This is a genomic window from Acinetobacter calcoaceticus, from assembly GCF_016508255.1.
Lineage (GTDB): Bacteria > Pseudomonadota > Gammaproteobacteria > Pseudomonadales > Moraxellaceae > Acinetobacter > Acinetobacter calcoaceticus_E.
On sequence record NZ_JADVKT010000001.1, the window covers coordinates 555,912 to 574,547 of the forward strand.

Below are 18,636 nucleotides of genomic sequence, written 5' to 3' on the forward strand. Positions count from 1 at the left end.
TGAAGATTATATTATTAAGTTGGAAAATAAGATTTTCATAAATGAAATAAAAAAGCAGCTATAAATAGCTGCTTTTTAAAAGATATTATTTTAGATAAAAACTTCAACGCCACTCTTTCCTGCAGAATCAAATAATGCAGCAAGTAGAATCGAAATATTATGAGCTTGTGAAGCTGGTACCTGTGAAGGTTTCTTATTAAGATAAGAATCAAGAAAAGCATTTAATTCACGATCAAAGTAAATTGGGTTACCAATTTCTGCAATGTCTGGTGAATATTCAGTTTTCTTAGTAGCCCATATCTCAGGGAAACTGGTTTCATGCCACTCAGTCCACCCTTCTGTCGTTCCTTCAACTTTACCTGTTTGATAAAGCTTATAAGAAGAAGGTAGAGAGCGTGATGACATAATACCTTCCGTACCATAAGCTGTCATATCCCAACTTTCAGTCCAAGGTAGAACGTCCCAAGACATAAAATCTACAACTACAATTTTATCATCGTAATTGAGGATAGCACCTGCAGCATCTTCTCTAGATTCATCACCTTTAAAACCATTAAATTTGGTAATACGGGCATTCACAGATTTAGGCATTCCGAAATGGTGAAGTACTCGATCAAATAAGTGACAACCAATCACAAAGAAAGCACCACCAAGATCACCAGGTTGTCTCATATGTGCTGTTTCAGCTTCATTATGTGAACAACCAGCATGAGCACGCACTTGTAGAACTTTACCAATCTTTTGTTGAGATAAACATTCTTGCATGGCATTGATTGAAGGAGCAAATCTCCAACAATAACCAACCTGAACAAAACCATTATATTCATCTACAGCATCAACAATGCGCTGTGTATCTTGAACACCACGACCTGCTGGTTTTTCAACAAGGACAGCTTTTCCTTTTTTTAATGCTTCAATAGTTAAATCAGCCATCTCATAACTTTTTGAATGCACTAAAACAATATCAATTTCAGGATTATTTAAAATTTCTTCTTTCGTAGTAATATTAACGTTTAATGCATCACAAAATGGCTTTAAAAGCTCACTGTGATCAGCTGCTCCATAGATCTCAATGTCACTACGTCTTTGTAAAGCTTTGACGCGTCCAGATGTATGAGGATGAGTAATACCAAGTAGAGCAACTTTCAACTTATCTTTTTGCACGGTTTAACTCCTGTAAAATCATTAATACTCCTAATGAGTGCAAGTTATCTTTTTCTTTTATAGGTATAAAGCGCTTTTCGGGAAAAGATTATTTCATCTTTGAAATAATCTTTTCCCTATTAAAGGAGAAAATATTAATTAACAAGTTTAATCAGATACTTACTGAACACTATTCCAGTATCTTTCATATTCCTTAGTCTTAAAGTCTTCCATCAAGAAGTCAATAAATAAGCGATTTTTGATAGGCATAAATTGGCGACTTTGGAAGGCTATATTTACCGTTAACTCAGGTAGCTTCCAATCTGTCAAAATAGGAATTAAACGGCCTTCGACAATATCTTGATAAATAATATAAAGAGGCTGAATTAGAATACCCGAGCCACACAAAGCTGCAGCTCGAACTATTTGCCCGTCATTTGTTTCAAGAAGCGGATTTGTCGCAAAAGTTTTTACTTCATCCCCCTTTTGAAAACATAAATTTTTAGGGTTATGAGCATGACTATAGAGAAGAATATCGTGATCAGCTAATTCTTCAATGGTTTTTGGCTTTCCTCTTTTTTTTATATAGTCATATGATGCAGCAAGGATCCGGTGCGTTGTAGCAAGTTTTCTTATTGTTAAATTAGAATCAGGTTCAAACTCTCGAGTACGAATTGCAATATCAATATTACTATCAATAATGTCATAGTATCGATTTGCACCAATTATATTTATTTTAATTTTTGGATATAACTTGTTGAATTTAGGTATTAAAGGAGCTATATGCATAATGGCAAATGAGACCGAGGAGGTAATTGTAACGGTACCTTCTGGTTCAACTGCAGATGATGTAATTTCAGCTTCACTTTGATCTAATTCAGCTAAAAATGATTTACATTTTTTGTAGTATTCAATGCCAATATTAGTTAACGCTAGGCGTCTTGTGCTTCTTTCAATAAGCCGAACATTCAATCTAGTTTCTAAAGCAGTAATATGGCGCGTTGCAGCAGCATTCGAAATCTCAAGTTTTTCTGCTGCCTTATTTAATGTGCCTAATTCAGCGACTGCAACAAATAACTCCATACTTGTAAGACGGTCCATATCCTCACCTTCAATTATTCCTAAAATGAAATAAAGATTTTCCTTCGTGATATTTTATTTCATTTTATGTCAGCTTAGCATGAGAAAAATGGAAAAAGCTATCTTACTTATGGAAAAAAGTTGATGAAAAATTTAGATGAAAGAACAATCACGCAAGCTGTCATAGAACGCAACTCATCATCATCAAATGAACGTCTGAAAGACATAATGCATTCACTTGTAAAGCATTTACACTCGTTTGCCCGTGAAGTTGAGCTTACGGAAGAAGAATGGGAAATTGGGATAAAATTTTTAACTGATGTAGGTCAAATTTGCAGCTCAACACGACAAGAATTCATCTTGCTTTCAGATACATTAGGTTTATCAACTCTAGTTATAGCTCAAAATCATAAAAAACCTATAGGTTGTACAGAAGCTACTGTATTTGGTCCATTCCATGTACAAAATGCTCCTCAATTAGAACTTGGTTCAAATATTAGTGAAGGTGTTAATGGTACTCCTTGGTTTGTAAGTGGAAATATCCAAGGAATAGATGGAGAACCTATCCCCAATGCCGTTATTGAAGTTTGGCAGGCCGATGATGATGGATATTATGATGTCCAGAAAGAAAATTTACAGGCATATCAAGGAAGAGCTGTTTTAAAAGCAGATACTCAAGGACATTATTATTTCCAAACTATCGTTCCTGAAGCCTATCCAATTCCACATGATGGTCCTGTAGGAAAAATGCTTGAAGCACTCAATCGCCACCCTTGGAGACCTGCCCATCTTCATTTCATGATTACTGCACCTAATTATGAACGTTTAGTAACCCATGTTTTTAAAGAAGATGGTGAATATTTAGATTCAGATGCTGTCTTTGGTGTTCGTTCCTCATTAATTGCAAAATGGGTACGCCATGAAGAAGGCTTAGACCCAAATGGCAATTTCCAGTACACACCATTTTATACCTTGAATTTTGACTTTGTTCTAAATAAACAAAAGGTTAACTAAGAGAATGATTAACAAGATTAGTACATCAATTGAAAGTGCCCTATCGCAGATTAAAGATGGTGCAACCATCCTGATTGGTGGTTTTGGTACCGCAGGACAACCCGCTGAACTCATTGACGGACTGATTGAACTGGGTGTTAAAGGCCTAACTATTGTCAGCAATAACGCCGGTAATGGCGATTATGGTCTGGCTAAACTGCTTAAAGCTGGTTCAGTTAAAAAAGTAATCTGTTCTTTCCCTCGTCAGTCTGACTCTTATGTGTTTGATGAATTGTACCGTGCCGGAAAGGTCGAGCTTGAAGTGGTACCGCAAGGTAATCTGGCTTGCCGTATTCAGGCAGCCGGTATGGGGCTTGGGGCTGTGTTTACCCCAACAGGCTTTGGAACACTTTTAGCTGAAGGCAAAGAAACCCGTGAGATTGATGGTAAAGACTACGTACTCGAATATCCAATCAAGGCTGACTTTGCCTTGATTAAAGCTTACAAGGGCGACCGTTGGGGCAATCTGGTTTACCGTAAATCTGCACGTAACTTTGGTCCGATCATGGCCATGGCTGCTGATGTCACCATTGTTCAGGTTTCTGAGGTAGTTGAGTTAGGTGGACTAGATCCAGAGCACATCATTACCCCGGGTATCTTTGTACAGCATGTTGTACAAGTACAGCCCGCACAATAAGCAATAAGGAGAAATAACATGAGCTACCAGAAACTCAGCCGTGACCAGATTGCAAAACGTGTGGCACAAGACATTCCAGATGGTGCCTATGTGAACTTGGGTATTGGCTTACCAACCAAGATCGCAAGCTATTTACCTAATGACAAAGATATTTTCCTTCATTCTGAAAATGGTTTACTGGCTTTTGGCCCACCGCCAGCGGCAGGTGAAGAAGACCCTGAGCTGATTAATGCAGGTAAAGAGTTTGTGACCATGCTTGAAGGCGGTAGCTTTTTCCACCATGGCGACTCATTTGCGATGATGCGTGGCGGTCATCTTGATATTGCAGTGCTGGGTGCTTTTCAGGTTGCAGCCAATGGTGATTTGGCGAACTGGCATACCGGTGCGCCAAATGCGATTCCTGCGGTGGGTGGTGCAATGGATTTGGCAGTGGGTGCCAAGAAAGTATTTATTACCACGGACCACGTGACCAAGCAAGGTGAACCGAAGATTGTTGCCGAGCTAACTTATCCTGTAACGGGTAAGCACTGTGTGGACCGTATTTACACGGACCTGTGTGTGATTTATGTGACCACCGATGGTTTAAAGGTGCTTGAGAAAGTGGAAGGTCTTAGCTTTGAAGAGTTACAAGATTTAACGGGTGCAACTTTGATTGATGCAACGGTTTAAGTTTGTAAATGATCTAATCGCTACAGTTAATAAATAGCATCACGGCCTTGAATTACATTGATATTCAAAAGCCTTTTGTATAGGCAATACCTTACTTTTCAAAGATGAAAAGTAACAAAAATCTATGTTGAACAGAGGAGGCTTCCTTGCCTCCCTGTCCAACGAGTGACATCCATGTCACCTGTCACGATAGCAAACTGCTAGTGGATACGAGGTGGCGACATGGATGTCGCCTTGTTGCTCAGCACAACAGGGATGTTGTGTCTGAGTAACAAAGGGTTTTGTCACTTTTGCCCTGTCAAAAGTGAGGCATTGCCTATGCAAAGGAAGAATGGATAAACCCATCATTTGTGGCAATGACAGCAACAGATTTCAAAATGGAAATGTAAGAATGAAAAACGCTTATATCATCGATGCCATCCGTACTCCATTCGGCCGTTATGCCGGTGGTCTTGCCCCTGTCCGTGCCGATGACCTTGGTGCTGTGCCGATTAAAGCACTAATGCAACGTAACCCGAATGTAGATTGGGAACAGGTCGATGATGTGATCTATGGCTGTGCCAACCAAGCCGGTGAAGACAACCGTAATGTCAGCCGTATGTCAGCACTGCTTGCTGGTTTACCGTATCAGGTTCCAGCAACCACCATTAACCGTTTGTGTGGTTCATCACTCGATGCGATTGCCATTGCTGCCCGTGCCATTAAAGCAGGCGAAGCTAACTTGGTGATTGCAGGTGGTGTAGAAAGCATGAGTCGTGCACCTTATGTGATGGGTAAGTCTGACAGTGCTTTTGGTCGTAGCCAGAAGATTGAAGACACCACCATGGGCTGGCGTTTCATTAACCCTAAACTTAAAGAATTATATGGTGTAGACACCATGCCCCAGACTGCCGAGAACGTAGCTGAACAGTTCAACGTGAATCGTGCAGATCAGGACCAGTTTGCCTTGGCGAGCCAACAACGCACCGCAAGCGCGCAAGCCAAAGGCTTTTTTTCTAAAGAAATCGTGGCAGTTGAAATCCCTCAGCGTAAGGGGGATGCTGTTGTGATTGATACCGATGAACATCCACGTGCATCAACTACGATTGAAGCTTTAAGCAAACTTAAACCAGTGGTTAAAGCAGATGGTTCTGTCACTGCGGGTAATGCTTCGGGCATTAACGATGGTGCCGCAGCTCTACTCATTGCTTCTGATGAGGCTGTTCAAGCTTACAATCTAAAACCACGTGCCAAGATCATTGCTTCAACCGCAGTGGGTGTAGAACCCCGCATTATGGGTTTTGCTCCAGCGCCAGCCATTAAAAAATTACTTAAACAAGCCAATCTGACTTTAGATCAGATGGATGTGATTGAGCTTAACGAAGCTTTTGCTGCACAGGCTTTAGCTGTGACCCGTGATTTAGGTTTGCCAGATGATTCTGACAAGGTCAATCCAAACGGTGGTGCGATTGCTTTGGGTCATCCGTTGGGTGCATCAGGTGCACGTCTAGTGACCACAGCCTTAAACCAGCTTGAGCAAACAGGCGGTCGTTATGCCTTATGTTCAATGTGTATTGGTGTAGGCCAAGGGATTGCTTTGATTATTGAAAAAGTAAGTTAATAATTTATAAATAAGTATCCTATTCTGTATTTATTCGGAATAGGATACTTATGTTTATTTAAATGAGATTTAAAAATTTAATTTTAAATATTGGACTCTTATTAAAATAAAAAACTGCCTTATTTTTATTCTTCCAATAATGAAAATATATTTTTCCAAATCAGTATTTTTAAAATAAAAAAAATCGTTAGGATGAAATTATGTTTTATAACGAAATGTAATTGATATGGACGATATTTTAATTAAACGTCTGGAAGATGAGAGATTCAAAGCTATCGTTGAGAAACGATATGAAGATTTTGCAAAATTGGCTCACCCAGATATGACTTATACACATACTAGTGGTGTAACAGATACTAGAGAATCATACCTAAATAAATTATTTGGTGGTTTTTATGATTACAAATGGATCACCCACCCCGTTAGTAAAATTAAAGTTTTTGGTGATCTAGCATTAGTTTTTGGTGAAATGCATTCAGAACTTATCGCTGGCACTGTTGAAAAAACACTTAGAAATAAATCTCTAGCTATTTGGAAAAAAGAAAATAACGAATGGCTATTTTACGCATACCAGCCTACCCCTTTACCTTAAGCGAGCCTATTATGAATACTGATTTTATCTATGATATTCCTCAGAGCAGAGTAATTTTTGGTGCTGGTTCTATCAAATTTTTGCAAAGAGAGATTGAGCTTCTGGGTGCAAAAAAAGCTTTAGTTTTATGTACTCCGGAACAAGTTGAATTAGCCGAAAAAATCTCTTCAATTCTAGGTGATGTTTCAGTAGGTATTTATTCAAAAGCTGTCATGCATGTACCCATTGAATCAGCTAAAGAAGCTCGAGAAGTAGCTAAAGAATTAGGGGCTGACTGTGCTATTGCCGTTGGTGGTGGCTCTACAACCGGTTTAGGTAAAGCTATTGCTTTAGAATATGATCTACCTATTTTAGCAATTCCTACTACTTATGCTGGATCAGAAATGACTCCAGTTTATGGAATTACTGAAAATGGCATCAAGAAAACAGGGAAAGATCCTCGTGTCCTTCCTAAAACAGTCATCTATGACCCTGAGTTGACATTAACTCTTCCACTAGAGATGTCAATTACTAGTGGTATTAATGCGATTGCACATGCTGCTGAAGGTTTATACGCCCAGAATGGTAATCCTATTATGTCACTCTTGGCTGAAGAAGGTATACGCGCTTTAGCCGAAGGCCTACGTAAATTAAAAAATAATGCTCAGGATATTGAGGCAAGAAGTTTATGCCTATATGGAGCATGGTTATGTGGGTATGTTTTAGGTAATGTCGGAATGGCTATTCATCATAAGCTTTGCCATACATTAGGTGGAAGCTTTAACTTGCCACATGCCCCAACCCATACTGTAGTCCTCCCTCATGCTATTGCTTATAACGAGAAAGCTACGCCAGAAGCAATGCAACGTATTAAAAGAGCTTTAAACGCTCCCGCTGGTAGTACGGCAGCAAATGCCTTGTTTAATCTTATAAAAGACCTTGACGGTCCAACTTCTCTCGCATTATTAGGTTTAACAGAACCGGATTTGGATAAAGCAACGGATATTGCTTTAGCAAACCCATACTGGAACCCGGAACCTATCGAGAAGAATGCGATCCGTCATTTGCTACAGAATGCTTATAACGGAACTAATCCGAATTAAGTAAACCCCGTGTCATCCCTCTATCCAACCCTACTTAATTTATAAGTGGGGTTAGATAAACACATGCTTAAAAAAAGGAATTTTAAATGAAAAGAACCCCATGGATTGTTGGAACAACAGTTTTTGTATTATCTCAGATTGCTTCTGCTGCTGATTTTAGCGGCTACTTCCGTACCGGAATGGGGGTAACTGACAATGGAAAAACACAAGAGTGTTTTCAACTCACTGGTGCACCATCCAAATATCGTTTAGGAAATGAATGTGAGCAATATGGAGAGCTTGCTGCTTCTCAAAATTTATTGACCCTTTCAGACAACTCCAAAATTAATATTAATGCTATGGCAGCATTTTATAACCAATACGGTCAAGCCTTAACATTTAATGGTGAAAATGGTTTTACTCGCCTGCCTCAAATTTATTTAGATTGGACTAATGTTTCCTTTCTAAATGGTGGTAATTTCTGGGTAGGTCGACGTTATTACAATCGTAATGATATCAACATGTCAGATTTCTTTTACTGGAACCAAAGTGGAACAGGATTTGGTATTGATGACTATAAAGTGAATGACCTGTCTTTAAGTTATGTTTTTTCCAGAAAGGATAATTTATTCCAGAAGGAATACATTAATCGACATGACTTCACTGTTAAAGGTATCGAGCTTAACAGTACAAACAAGCTCAACACTGGTTTATCGATTGTAGACGGAGATCATACAGGTTGGGCATTAACCCTTCAGAATGTAACTTCGAACGTTCTCAATGGTAAGAATACAGTTGCGCTGCAATATGGTGAAGGTGCCGGAATGGGGTTAAGTTATACCGGTAATCCTGAGCTTGACCGTGATAATTCATCACTACGATTCATTGAAGTTCTGGATTGGGAAACTGACAATAAGAAGTTTAATGGTCAGACACAGTTCCTCTACCAAAAGGATCAATTCAAAAATCAGGATGATAGTGAATGGTTCTCGATAGGTTCACGTGTTGCTTATGTCGTGCAGGATCACTTCAAGATTTCAACAGAAATTGGATTTGACCAGATAGATAGTAACAATCAAAACCGTAACTTAACCAAACTGACGATTGCTCCAACGTGGTCAATGAAGGGAACAGGTTTTTATGACCGACCTGAGTTGCGTTTATACTATACCTACGCCTTCTGGAATGATGATGAGCAGAAGTTGAGAGACTCAATTTATCCGGATAGTAGTTTCTATAACACTAGCCATGGTTCCAATTTCGGTATTCAACTAGAGTCATCTTGGTAAGTCTAATACGTTAATTAATATTTAAAATAGACCTCTGAAAGATAACTTATAATCTTTCAGAGGTCTTATTACTAATGCATTTTTAAGTGAGGACCTGAGGACTTAGAAAGAAAATCCTTTAAAATAAAAATAGAAGTTTTGAACATTCCATGTAATGCAACTTGATTAAGTTTTAAAAACTAACAAACCGATTACTTGAGTATTTGCATCATTAAGATTCCTAATTAATTGCCAGGTTATAACAACAATTCAATACAGGGTTATTTTCTGTAATACTTAATTTTCCCAAATTGATTAAATATTTTTAAATATAAAATACCAATCATAAAATTCATATACTATTATCAAAATTACTATTTTAGATCACATAAGATACTAAATAGGAGTTTATAACATGCTGCACAAGATTTAGACTAGATAATATTATTAATTTTTATGATAACTATCAAAAAACTATTAATTATTTTACTCATGACTACTATTTACTAGCAGATGCACTAGCTAATATTACAGGCTACAAAATAAGAAGTTTTTTAGTAAATGCCTGTTAAATTCAAAGATATCGATTACTTCTTAAAATAAAGTAAAAAATTTAAAATCGGTTATTTAGATTAATATTAAAAATAATATATTAGTTAAATTACTACAACCAATTTAATTTAAGAGTAAATAAATTTTAAATTTAAATTCATTTTAGTGAATGAGTTCTTAGTGTATTGATCAAATGATTATAATCTGACTTTCTAGCTTCTTTTAAAACTTTATTAATTTGATTAGAATTCCAATTTTGTTTATAAGCTGAAAAAATAAAAACTGATAGTAAAATAAACTCATGCTCTCCAAAACGAAAATAAACGTTTCTAAGCTTTTTAGCAGGACTAAACAAATTCATCTACAAAACTCAAATAAAAGCAAAAAATTAAAAAACCTAAGAATATTTTATAATAGCCTTAGGTGGCTCAACTAATGGTAAGTTCCACTTAAACCAAATACCTGAAAGTACTTGGGGATACTTTCAGCTTTAAAATTACCAGTCAATTTAATAAAAATCAAAAAACAATTTATGTTATTTTTCACATAAAATTTATCTATACTTGTTGAAAAAATAAGTTATAAATTAAAGATAAATATTATTTTTTAAATATTTTAGTTATTTTTATTAAATTTACTTTATATTTTACATTTTTAAAATACAAAATACCAATACATATAATAAAAAACATAAAATTATAAATAAATAAACCAATAAATATATTATATACAGACCATATTAGGCATAAAAATGTCCCAATCAAGCATCAAATGAAAAAGAAAGAACATATAACTTTCTATAAGATATAACTATTATTAAATATTGACTTGGTAGTATTTAGTTTAATTATGGTTACACGAACTAAGCATGCATGTATAATTTGTGAATATCTATTACAAAACAATTTTATTGATAACTACTATTATGAAAAAATATGTGGCTCTATTTGTCGTGAGTTAAATTTTGACTTAGACTTTAATAACAATTTATCAAAATATTTAATTAATTACTGTATAAAACTTAAATTGAAAAATCTTGCCTTAGATATGGGGGAAGTTAATTTATCTCAATTATGGATACTAGAACTAGGAGCATTAATACAACCTAATTATCTTTTAGCATTACAGTTTATTATAGACCATCAAACACATACTTTTCCATTTGCAAAGATCGAAATGTTCTTTGATCGGCATTTTTATTTTACCATTGAACCATTACTATTCCAATTCACTAATGAGGATGGTTATATTTTTTCTGTAGAATATCACTTAAGTCAACTATTAAATATTGTTAAAACTTTAGTTCCTTTTATTGATTATCCTAAAAAAATCTATGTAACATTTGCCCCTCCTGCAGAGCCAAACTACTACAAAGAATATTTCAATTGTGAAATAATTTATAATTCAAATGAAAATAGAATTTCTTTTGGGGTGTCAAGATCTAAACTTACGGAAAAATTGGATCCTATAAGTTTTTCTATAATTGAAGAAAAAATTTTACATTTTTTAGAACTTTCAAAAGCAATTCAAAAAACAGACAGTGAACTAAAAAATAAAATTAATTTTATTTTTAATCAATCTGGAAATGATCTTCCTAATGAAGAAACATTAGCTAACCAGCTAAATATGCATCCTCGTACACTTAGAAGAAAGCTAAAAGCTGAAGGGGAAACATTTAGAAATTTAGTTACTGAGTATAAAATAAAAAAGGCAATTACCTTACTAACTATGACAAAGCTAAATTTCAAACAGGTAGCCTATCAACTAGGCTTTAAAAGCAGTACTAGTTTCAGTAAATCATTTAAAAGTTGGACAGGTTATTCACCACAAAAATATCGAAACAGTAATTATTAAAAAGATCTTTCAAAAAAATAACTATATATGACAAGTATAAATGAATATAGTATTAATGATATAATCGGACTAAATATTAGAATGAGAAGCTTATCAAATAAACTTAAATATGGATTATCTTTTTGACTTAAAAACCATATTACCGATAGTACAACTGATACTATGAGAATAATAATATAAAAAAACATTGCAAAAGAATAGAAATTCATATTCAACCTACACCCACATTAAAATATAACTTAAAAAATGTATAAAATTCAACAATATATAAAATTATATTCAATATTTTTAATTCAGAGTGGACAAATATAGGTTTAAAAAGGACAAATATTAAAAATACTAATAGATGAAGATTACTTACCTTTATAAAAAAAAACACCTAAGAATGCCTGAAAGCTCTTAGGTGCTGTTCTTATTTCTAGAACTAATCAAAGTGAGGCTCTTGGGATGTCCTCGATAAAAAGAGTAGCAAAGAAATTAACATTCGTACATGCCACCTATTATGTGAAATTTCTCACAAATAAGTAGTTATATTCAAGAATATTAATATTTCTACCCTTATTTTAGTTACCATTTCTCCTGATCTCATTTATATTAGTAATAACAACATGTCCATTTAAATATAAAAATCGTCCTAAATATTTAAAAAATTTGAACTTCTATGAAAATTCAGAACAAAAATATGACTTTATATCTTGTATATATTATTTATTAATTCTAAATTCATCCAACCAATATTCATCAATATTTTTAAATTCATCCATCCTCGTACCTAATAATTCTTCTTCCTTAGTAGCTTTACGTATTAGCCCAAACAACTCATAAGAAGAAGTAAAAAGAAAACATGCATTATTTTCAATGGGGTACTTAAATACAACTTTTTCTTTATGGAATTTTTTATTCAAGAGAATCCTACCTAATCAAAACTTTAAAATATTATGATTATATTTTCTTTTTATTCCTTATTCGGACAGTTACTGTATACAATAGGACAATTTAGTTTTATTCGTATTTACAATTCTGCATTTGTTCAATATCTAATAACCATCAATTTTCAAAAGAATAACTAGCCATAATTTTAATTTCGGTATTCAATTTGATTCATCTTGGTAAAAACAATGATTAAAAAAGGGGGGGGATATATCCCCTTTTTTATTACCATCAACCTAAAAATTACTTTTAAAGTAGAAAATTAAACATTTTTATTTTACGTAGCTTTACTAGATGAATATTTGAAAAAAACTAAAACCCTTATGACACGGAGGTACTTAAATAGTTCTTATTTCTATAAAATTTTATTTGGATTAAATAAACCCCAGCAAAAAATGCTCAAGTAACCTCTCCCTTTCATCTGGTTTGTTGGGGTCTAGAAGTTGAACCATGGCCCCATCAATCACAAACAAGAACATGTATGCATCTTGTTTTGCAGCATTGACATTGGTGGTTAAAAGCAAATTATAGATTTCATTAATAAACCAGTTTCGATATTCAACGACCACCTGATACGCCTTTGGATGTGTTTTCGCAATTTCAAAAATAGCTTTAAATGGCAAATGGTAAAGTCCCTCTAAGTCAGCGTGTAGGTAATAAATTTTGCGAAATTTTTCAATTACGGTTAAATTTTTTTGAACATTAATAATGGAAAGCACCTCATGTTTAAGCCCATCTTTTTGAAAAGTTAGACTCATTTCAATGAGGCGTTCTTTTGAGTGAAAATAATTATAAAAAGTTGCTTTAGGCGTTTTTGAAGATTCAATAATTCGGTCCACCCCAACTTTGTGAAAGCCATATTTATTAAAAAGATATCGAGAGGTATGAAGCACGCTTAAAGCACGAAATGAGAGATCTGAATGTGGCATAGTTTTACCGTTATAAATTAAATTTTTGTTGTATATAAATGAGATATAAAAGCCGCTACTCTTTTTGGGAGAAAAAAAGGCATAGCAAAGCCCGTGAAGACTGTGCGTGGCACATCTCAAGTTTCATTGTTGATTAAGTTTTTAGACGAAATGATTTAAAGCCTGAAAATCTTTAGATGATCAAACTGCTTTAAAAGTTTAAGTCGTGTCGTTATAGCTTTTGGCAAAGGTTGCCAAGAAATTAAGAATGTACAAAGCCAACTCCTTTTTATAGGGAGTTCTGCCAGAGCATTAATTAAGAATTATGGTGGCAGAACGGAAAAGGGTTGACAGACTAGTCACTCAACTAGCACACCATAGGTGTCCCTCTCCCGTCCTACCGCTACGGGAGGGAACGAGAGTACACACAAAACTGTTCCTCAGATGGAATAGCTCTGATGTGTGAGTGAAACGGTCTGTCAAAACCGACTGGCAATGTGGCCAGCAGGCAAAGGATAGTGCTCTGCCCTTTAGCAGTCAAGCACACAAAATGACATTTGTTTTAAATTAGATCATTAAAAAGTAAGAATAAATAATGAATAAGTGATTGTTTAAGAGGGGTTTATAAAGATGGGAAATTTTGGGGGTATGGGGGTTTTGTGAATTAGGAATGTATTAGTAAATTTATAGGCTTCAATTTATCGCTATATTTCAAACCCTTTTATACAAAGTAATGAAAAAGCCCTAAACCATTATAGTTTAGGGCTTTTTCAATCATATAAGCTATTCGAGCTTATATGACTTTAATGTCTTGGTAGGTATATCCAGACTCGAACTGGAGACCTCTACGATGTCAACGTAGCGCTCTAACCAACTGAGCTATACACCTAGAATGGAGAGCATAATATTCATTTTTCAAAAGCAAAACAAGTGATTTTCAATTGAAAAAAATACAAATGAGCAGACTTTAAGCAAACTTTTTTTCATTTTCCCAAAAACAAAAACGGTACAGGGTTTAACCACATACCGTTTTTGTTTAGCTGAATTTAACTCTCAACTTAACAAGGACATTTCTTCAAAGTACCGCCTGCCGATGGATAACGCACATCAACACAATAACGATAGAAAGTCTTAGCATCCATTGGTGTTAAATCAGGATGATGAGCCTTCATGTGCTCCAGATAAGTTTGATAATCTGGAACACCAACCATGAGTCGAAAGCTTTGCTGCAAACGCTGCCACAGCGTGGCAATACGAGACCAATTCTTTGGAGAAAGTAATAGCTCTTTTTGCGAAAGCACTGTCATTTTGATGATTTTCGCAATAATGACCGTTCCATTTTTTGCAAATTTAAAATTCATCTTTACTCTCCTCGTGGGGTTACCACTTCCGGATCAGCATATACCGCAGGTGCTTCGTTTGCAGTCGGTGTTGGACTTGCCAAAGCACGGCGTACAATACCAATTGACGCAATAATCATGACAATCGATACAATCATAAAGAAGCCACAAAGCGCAGCATTGATCTGATTCGACATCACAATGTTTTGCATCTCAGCAATAGTTTTGGCTGGTTTAAGAATTTCACCACGAGCAATTGCATCAGAAAACTTATGTGCCTGCGCTAAGAAACCAATCTTTGGATTTTCGTGGAAAATCTTTTGCCATCCTGCTGTCATACAAGTCACGAATAAGAAAATTGTTGGGAAGATTGTCACCCAAACATACTTTTCTTTCTTCATTTTAAACAAAATGACTGTACCCAAAATGAGTGCCATCGAAGCCAACATTTGGTTACCAACACCAAACAGAGGCCATAAAGAGTTAACACCGCCTAATGGGTCAATTACACCTTGATAGACGAAGAAGCCCCATCCACCTACCGCAACGGCTGTTCCTACTAAATTACCAATGAATGAACCTGAAGTTTTAACCGCAGGAATAACAATCCCCACTGTGTCTTGCACCATAAAACGACAAGCACGAGTTCCCGCATCAACAGCAGTTAAAATGAATAATGCTTCAAACAAAATAGCAAAGTGATACCAGAAAGCCATCATTGAACGGCTATTGAAAATTTCCGAAATGATATGTGCCATACCAATCGCAAAGGTAGGCGCACCACCCGTACGCGATAAAATCGAAGTTTCTCCGACTTCTTGAGCTAACAATGTAAGCATTTCAGGAGTAACCACAAAGCCTAAATTACGAACAGCTTCTGCCGCCGTTTCTACAGTTGTACCCAGTACAGCCGCAGGCGCATTAATTGCAAAGTACACACCTGGGTCTAAGACAGTTGCACAGATCATCGCCATAATGCCGACGAAAGACTCCATGAGCATGCCGCCATAACCAATCACGCGAATATCAGCTTCGTTATCAATAAGTTTTGGCGTTGTACCACTTGATACAAGGGCATGGAAACCTGAAATGGCACCACAAGCAATGGTAATAAATAGGAATGGAAATAAACTACCTGAGAAAACAGGACCAGTACCATCAATAAAATGAGTCACTGCTGGCATTTTCAACTCAGGTAATGCAATGATAATACCGACTGCTAAACCTAGAATGACACCAATTTTAAGGAAAGTTGATAGGTAATCACGTGGTGCTAACAGTAACCAAACGGGTAATACTGAAGCAATGAAACCATAAATAATTAAACACCAAGTGAGCTGTGTTCCAGTTAAGGTGAAAAACTCACCCCAGTAAGGATCTGCTGCAACATGTCCACCATAAACAATTGCAAGCATCATTAAGACAAAGCCAATGATAGAAACTTCTGCAATACGTCCCGGGCGAATAAATCGCATGTAAACGCCCATAAACAGCGCAATTGGAATAGTCGCTGCAATAGTAAAAACACCCCATGGGCTATGGGCAAGTGCTTTAACCACAACTAAAGCCAATACCGCAAGGATAATAATCATTACCCCAAGCGCGCCAAGCATTACAACAATACCAGCAAAAGAACCCAGTTCCTGTTTCGCCATTTCACCGAGCGAACGACCATCTCGGCGTGTTGAAATAAATAGAACTAAAAAGTCTTGTACTGCACCAGCGACAACCACACCGACCAGTAGCCAGAGGGTGCCTGGTAAAAAACCCATTTGTGCGGCCAAAATTGGTCCGACCAATGGCCCCGCTCCAGCAATTGCCGCAAAGTGGTGACCGAAAAGCACATATTTATTGGTGGGAACATAATCCAGACCATCGGCTAAACGATGTGCTGGGGTTAAACGTCTTGGGTTTAATTCAAATACTTTAGTTGCAATAAATAGACTATAAAATCGATATGCGATGCTATATACACATGCTGCAGCCAGTACAAGCCAAACCGCATTGACATGTTCACCACGACTGAGTGCCAGCATCCCAAAAGAAATTGCACCTATAATTGCCACTAGGCTCCAGACCAGCTTGGAGGGAAGCGTAGATTTCGCTTGCATTGTGTCCATTCTTAACCTCTCAATAAATAACTACAGCATTTTTATATTGTTATGTACTGTTCTCGACTAATCCTTGTGACTCTACTCCTCCTTTAATTTTTTTCCTCTTATACTTTCGCATAAAAAAAGGGATGATTTACATCATCCCTTCGATAATAGTTTATTTTTTAACTATTATGCACGCTCTAAATAATCGCCAGTACGAGTATCTACACGAACGCTATCTTCTTGCTGAACAAATAACGGAACACGAACAACCGCACCTGTTTCAAGCTTAGCTGGTTTACCGCCACCGCCAGATGTATCACCGCGTACACCTGGATCAGTTTCAACAATTTTTAATACTACGAAGTTCGGTGCGCTTACAGTTAAAGGCACGCCGTTGAACAACATAATAGTACATTTTTCATTTGAATCATCTTTTAACCATTTAGCTGCATCGCCCATTGCAGTTTTGTCTGCAGCGATTTGCTCAAAAGTTACAGGATCCATGAAGTTCCAAAGCTCGCCATCATTGTATAAGTAGTCCATTTCTACTTCTACGATGTCAGCCGCTTCTACAGTATCGCCAGACTTAAAAGTTTTTTCTAAAACTTTACCAGTTCTAAGGTTACGTAATTTTACGCGGTTGAACGCTTGACCTTTACCTGGCTTTACGTATTCATTTTCCATGATTGAACATGGGTTACTGTCAAGCATGACCTTAAGGCCCGGCTTGAAATCATTTGTAGAATAATTGGCCATGACTGGCACACTCCAAACTTAACAAGTCAACTATGCGATATAATGCGTTGTTGCATTATCTTAATCGTGTCAAATGATAAACTATTTATACCAAGAGCAAAACTGGCAATCGCAACTGAGTGACCTTATTACAGATCCTTTGGAGTTGCTAAACCTACTCGAGTTATCCACCGATCAGCTATTATCAGGTGCGATTCTGGCTTCTGAACAGTTTAAATTACGTGTTCCTCGCGCGTTCGTCGGAAAAATGAACGCTCAAGACCCGTTTGACCCGCTTTTGCTACAGGTTTTACCGCATCACTTAGAACTCGAAGAACATCCTGAATTTGTAACCGATCCTTTAGGTGAAGAAGCAGCAAATCAATTACCAGGTGTTTTACATAAATATAAATCACGTTTTTTACTGACGTTGACGGGTGCTTGTGCCGTACATTGCCGTTATTGCTTCCGTCGCCATTTTCCCTATCAAGAAAATTTACCGAAAAATGACGATTGGCTAAATATTAAAAATTATATTGAAGCGAATCCCAATATTAATGAAATCATTTTGAGTGGTGGAGACCCCCTTACGCTTTCTAACCGTAAATTAGCACTTTGGCTAGAACGTTTATCATCTCTCAAACAAATTAAGATTCTGAGAATTCATTCACGAGTTCCAATTGTTATTCCAAACCGTATCGACGAACAGCTTATTTCTTTATTAAAAAACAGTAGGCTGCGTATTATTCTGGTGGTACACTCAAACCACGCTTCTGAACTCGATGACTTTACCTGTTCAAAATTGTTGCAGTTATCTGCCGAGCACATTACTGTACTTAATCAGGCGGTATTGCTTAAAGGCGTTAATGATTCTGCTCAAACATTAATTGATTTAAGTTATCGTTTATTTGAAGCTCGCGTTATGCCTTATTACTTACATGTTTTAGATAAAGTAAAAGGTGCACAACATTTTGATTTAATACCATCTGAGATAGATGATATATATCGTGATGTGTTAGCGAACCTACCGGGGTATTTGGTTCCTAAACTCGTCAGGGAAATTGCGGGCGAAAAGAATAAAACACCGCTTTTTGGGGCTACAACATTTTGAGTTA

16 protein-coding genes and 1 tRNA gene are annotated in these 18,636 nt (G+C 36.3%); 9 read left to right on the forward strand and 8 right to left on the reverse strand.

Annotation, left to right across the window (positions count from 1 at the left end; translation table 11 throughout):
* Positions 1 to 90: 90 nt before the first annotated feature.
* Both I5515_RS02650 and I5515_RS02655 read right to left on the reverse strand, forming a co-directional pair.
* Positions 91 to 1,164 (reverse strand): Gfo/Idh/MocA family protein, encoded by a 1,074-nt coding sequence (locus I5515_RS02650; RefSeq protein WP_199964612.1) that lies wholly within the window; start codon positions 1,162 to 1,164, stop codon positions 91 to 93.
* Between the two features lie 159 nt (positions 1,165 to 1,323).
* Complete coding sequence (locus tag I5515_RS02655; protein ID WP_199964613.1) at positions 1,324 to 2,244, reverse strand: LysR family transcriptional regulator; 921 nt, start codon at positions 2,242 to 2,244, stop codon at positions 1,324 to 1,326.
* Between the two features lie 123 nt (positions 2,245 to 2,367).
* Between I5515_RS02655 and I5515_RS02660 the strand changes: the two genes are divergently transcribed.
* The 8 genes from I5515_RS02660 (at position 2,368) to I5515_RS02695 (ending at position 11,509) form a co-directional block, all read left to right on the forward strand.
* Positions 2,368 to 3,237: a dioxygenase gene (locus tag I5515_RS02660; protein ID WP_199964614.1), complete on the forward strand. Its 870-nt coding sequence runs from the start codon at positions 2,368 to 2,370 to the stop codon at positions 3,235 to 3,237.
* Between the two features lie 4 nt (positions 3,238 to 3,241).
* Positions 3,242 to 3,913 (forward strand): 3-oxoacid CoA-transferase subunit A, encoded by a 672-nt coding sequence (locus tag I5515_RS02665; protein WP_199964615.1) that lies wholly within the window; start codon positions 3,242 to 3,244, stop codon positions 3,911 to 3,913.
* Between the two features lie 18 nt (positions 3,914 to 3,931).
* Positions 3,932 to 4,582, forward strand: a complete 651-nt coding sequence (locus I5515_RS02670) for a 3-oxoacid CoA-transferase subunit B (protein ID WP_199964616.1) — start codon at positions 3,932 to 3,934, stop codon at positions 4,580 to 4,582.
* 391 nt (positions 4,583 to 4,973) lie between these two features.
* Positions 4,974 to 6,182: a 3-oxoadipyl-CoA thiolase gene (gene pcaF, locus I5515_RS02675; RefSeq protein ID WP_199964617.1), complete on the forward strand. Its 1,209-nt coding sequence runs from the start codon at positions 4,974 to 4,976 to the stop codon at positions 6,180 to 6,182.
* 226 nt (positions 6,183 to 6,408) lie between these two features.
* Positions 6,409 to 6,774 (forward strand): nuclear transport factor 2 family protein, encoded by a 366-nt coding sequence (locus tag I5515_RS02680; protein ID WP_199964618.1) that lies wholly within the window; start codon positions 6,409 to 6,411, stop codon positions 6,772 to 6,774.
* An 11-nt stretch (positions 6,775 to 6,785) separates the two neighbouring features.
* Positions 6,786 to 7,856, forward strand: a complete 1,071-nt coding sequence (locus I5515_RS02685; protein ID WP_199964619.1) for a maleylacetate reductase — start codon at positions 6,786 to 6,788, stop codon at positions 7,854 to 7,856.
* An 86-nt stretch (positions 7,857 to 7,942) separates the two neighbouring features.
* Positions 7,943 to 9,124, forward strand: a complete 1,182-nt coding sequence (locus tag I5515_RS02690; RefSeq protein ID WP_199964620.1) for a maltoporin — start codon at positions 7,943 to 7,945, stop codon at positions 9,122 to 9,124.
* A 1,380-nt stretch (positions 9,125 to 10,504) separates the two neighbouring features.
* Entirely contained in the window at positions 10,505 to 11,509 is a 1,005-nt protein-coding gene (locus I5515_RS02695) for a helix-turn-helix transcriptional regulator (protein ID WP_199964621.1), read from the forward strand.
* 704 nt (positions 11,510 to 12,213) lie between these two features.
* Here I5515_RS02695 and I5515_RS02700 read toward each other — a convergent pair.
* The 6 genes from I5515_RS02700 to efp form a co-directional block, all read right to left on the reverse strand.
* Positions 12,214 to 12,414, reverse strand: a complete 201-nt coding sequence (locus tag I5515_RS02700) for a hypothetical protein (protein ID WP_199964622.1) — start codon at positions 12,412 to 12,414, stop codon at positions 12,214 to 12,216.
* Between the two features lie 399 nt (positions 12,415 to 12,813).
* Positions 12,814 to 13,368, reverse strand: coding sequence for a TetR/AcrR family transcriptional regulator (locus I5515_RS02705; protein WP_199964623.1), 555 nt, complete (start codon positions 13,366 to 13,368; stop codon positions 12,814 to 12,816).
* Positions 13,369 to 14,159: 791 nt separating this feature from the next.
* Positions 14,160 to 14,236 (reverse strand) — tRNA-Val (locus I5515_RS02710).
* A gap of 169 nt (positions 14,237 to 14,405) precedes the next feature.
* Positions 14,406 to 14,708: a YbdD/YjiX family protein gene (locus I5515_RS02715; RefSeq protein ID WP_199964624.1), complete on the reverse strand. Its 303-nt coding sequence runs from the start codon at positions 14,706 to 14,708 to the stop codon at positions 14,406 to 14,408.
* A gap of 2 nt (positions 14,709 to 14,710) precedes the next feature.
* Complete coding sequence (locus I5515_RS02720) at positions 14,711 to 16,807, reverse strand: carbon starvation CstA family protein (protein ID WP_199964625.1); 2,097 nt, start codon at positions 16,805 to 16,807, stop codon at positions 14,711 to 14,713.
* 165 nt (positions 16,808 to 16,972) lie between these two features.
* Positions 16,973 to 17,542, reverse strand: a complete 570-nt coding sequence (efp, locus tag I5515_RS02725; protein WP_004643557.1) for an elongation factor P — start codon at positions 17,540 to 17,542, stop codon at positions 16,973 to 16,975.
* A 73-nt stretch (positions 17,543 to 17,615) separates the two neighbouring features.
* Between efp and epmB the strand changes: the two genes are divergently transcribed.
* Positions 17,616 to 18,632 carry an EF-P beta-lysylation protein EpmB gene (epmB, locus tag I5515_RS02730; RefSeq protein WP_199964626.1) on the forward strand — a complete coding sequence of 339 codons (1,017 nt, stop codon included), beginning with the start codon at positions 17,616 to 17,618 and terminating at the stop codon, positions 18,630 to 18,632.
* Positions 18,633 to 18,636 lie beyond the last annotated feature (4 nt).

Bases quoted from the DNA above. Each gene is read 5' to 3' on its own strand.
- I5515_RS02670 (WP_199964616.1), top strand. From the start codon at position 3,932: ATGAGCTACCAGAAACTCAGCCGTGACCAGATTGCAAAACGTGTGGCA.
- I5515_RS02695 (WP_199964621.1), top strand. From the start codon at position 10,505: ATGGTTACACGAACTAAGCATGCATGTATAATTTGTGAATATCTATTA.
- I5515_RS02660 (WP_199964614.1), top strand. From the start codon at position 2,368: ATGAAAAATTTAGATGAAAGAACAATCACGCAAGCTGTCATAGAACGC.
- efp (WP_004643557.1), bottom strand. From the start codon at position 17,542: ATGGCCAATTATTCTACAAATGATTTCAAGCCGGGCCTTAAGGTCATG.
- pcaF (WP_199964617.1), top strand. From the start codon at position 4,974: ATGAAAAACGCTTATATCATCGATGCCATCCGTACTCCATTCGGCCGT.
- I5515_RS02720 (WP_199964625.1), bottom strand. From the start codon at position 16,807: ATGGACACAATGCAAGCGAAATCTACGCTTCCCTCCAAGCTGGTCTGG.
- I5515_RS02665 (WP_199964615.1), top strand. From the start codon at position 3,242: ATGATTAACAAGATTAGTACATCAATTGAAAGTGCCCTATCGCAGATT.
- I5515_RS02690 (WP_199964620.1), top strand. From the start codon at position 7,943: ATGAAAAGAACCCCATGGATTGTTGGAACAACAGTTTTTGTATTATCT.
- I5515_RS02655 (WP_199964613.1), bottom strand. From the start codon at position 2,244: ATGGACCGTCTTACAAGTATGGAGTTATTTGTTGCAGTCGCTGAATTA.
- I5515_RS02715 (WP_199964624.1), bottom strand. From the start codon at position 14,708: ATGAATTTTAAATTTGCAAAAAATGGAACGGTCATTATTGCGAAAATC.
- I5515_RS02685 (WP_199964619.1), top strand. From the start codon at position 6,786: ATGAATACTGATTTTATCTATGATATTCCTCAGAGCAGAGTAATTTTT.
- epmB (WP_199964626.1), top strand. From the start codon at position 17,616: ATGATAAACTATTTATACCAAGAGCAAAACTGGCAATCGCAACTGAGT.
- I5515_RS02680 (WP_199964618.1), top strand. From the start codon at position 6,409: ATGGACGATATTTTAATTAAACGTCTGGAAGATGAGAGATTCAAAGCT.
- I5515_RS02705 (WP_199964623.1), bottom strand. From the start codon at position 13,368: ATGCCACATTCAGATCTCTCATTTCGTGCTTTAAGCGTGCTTCATACC.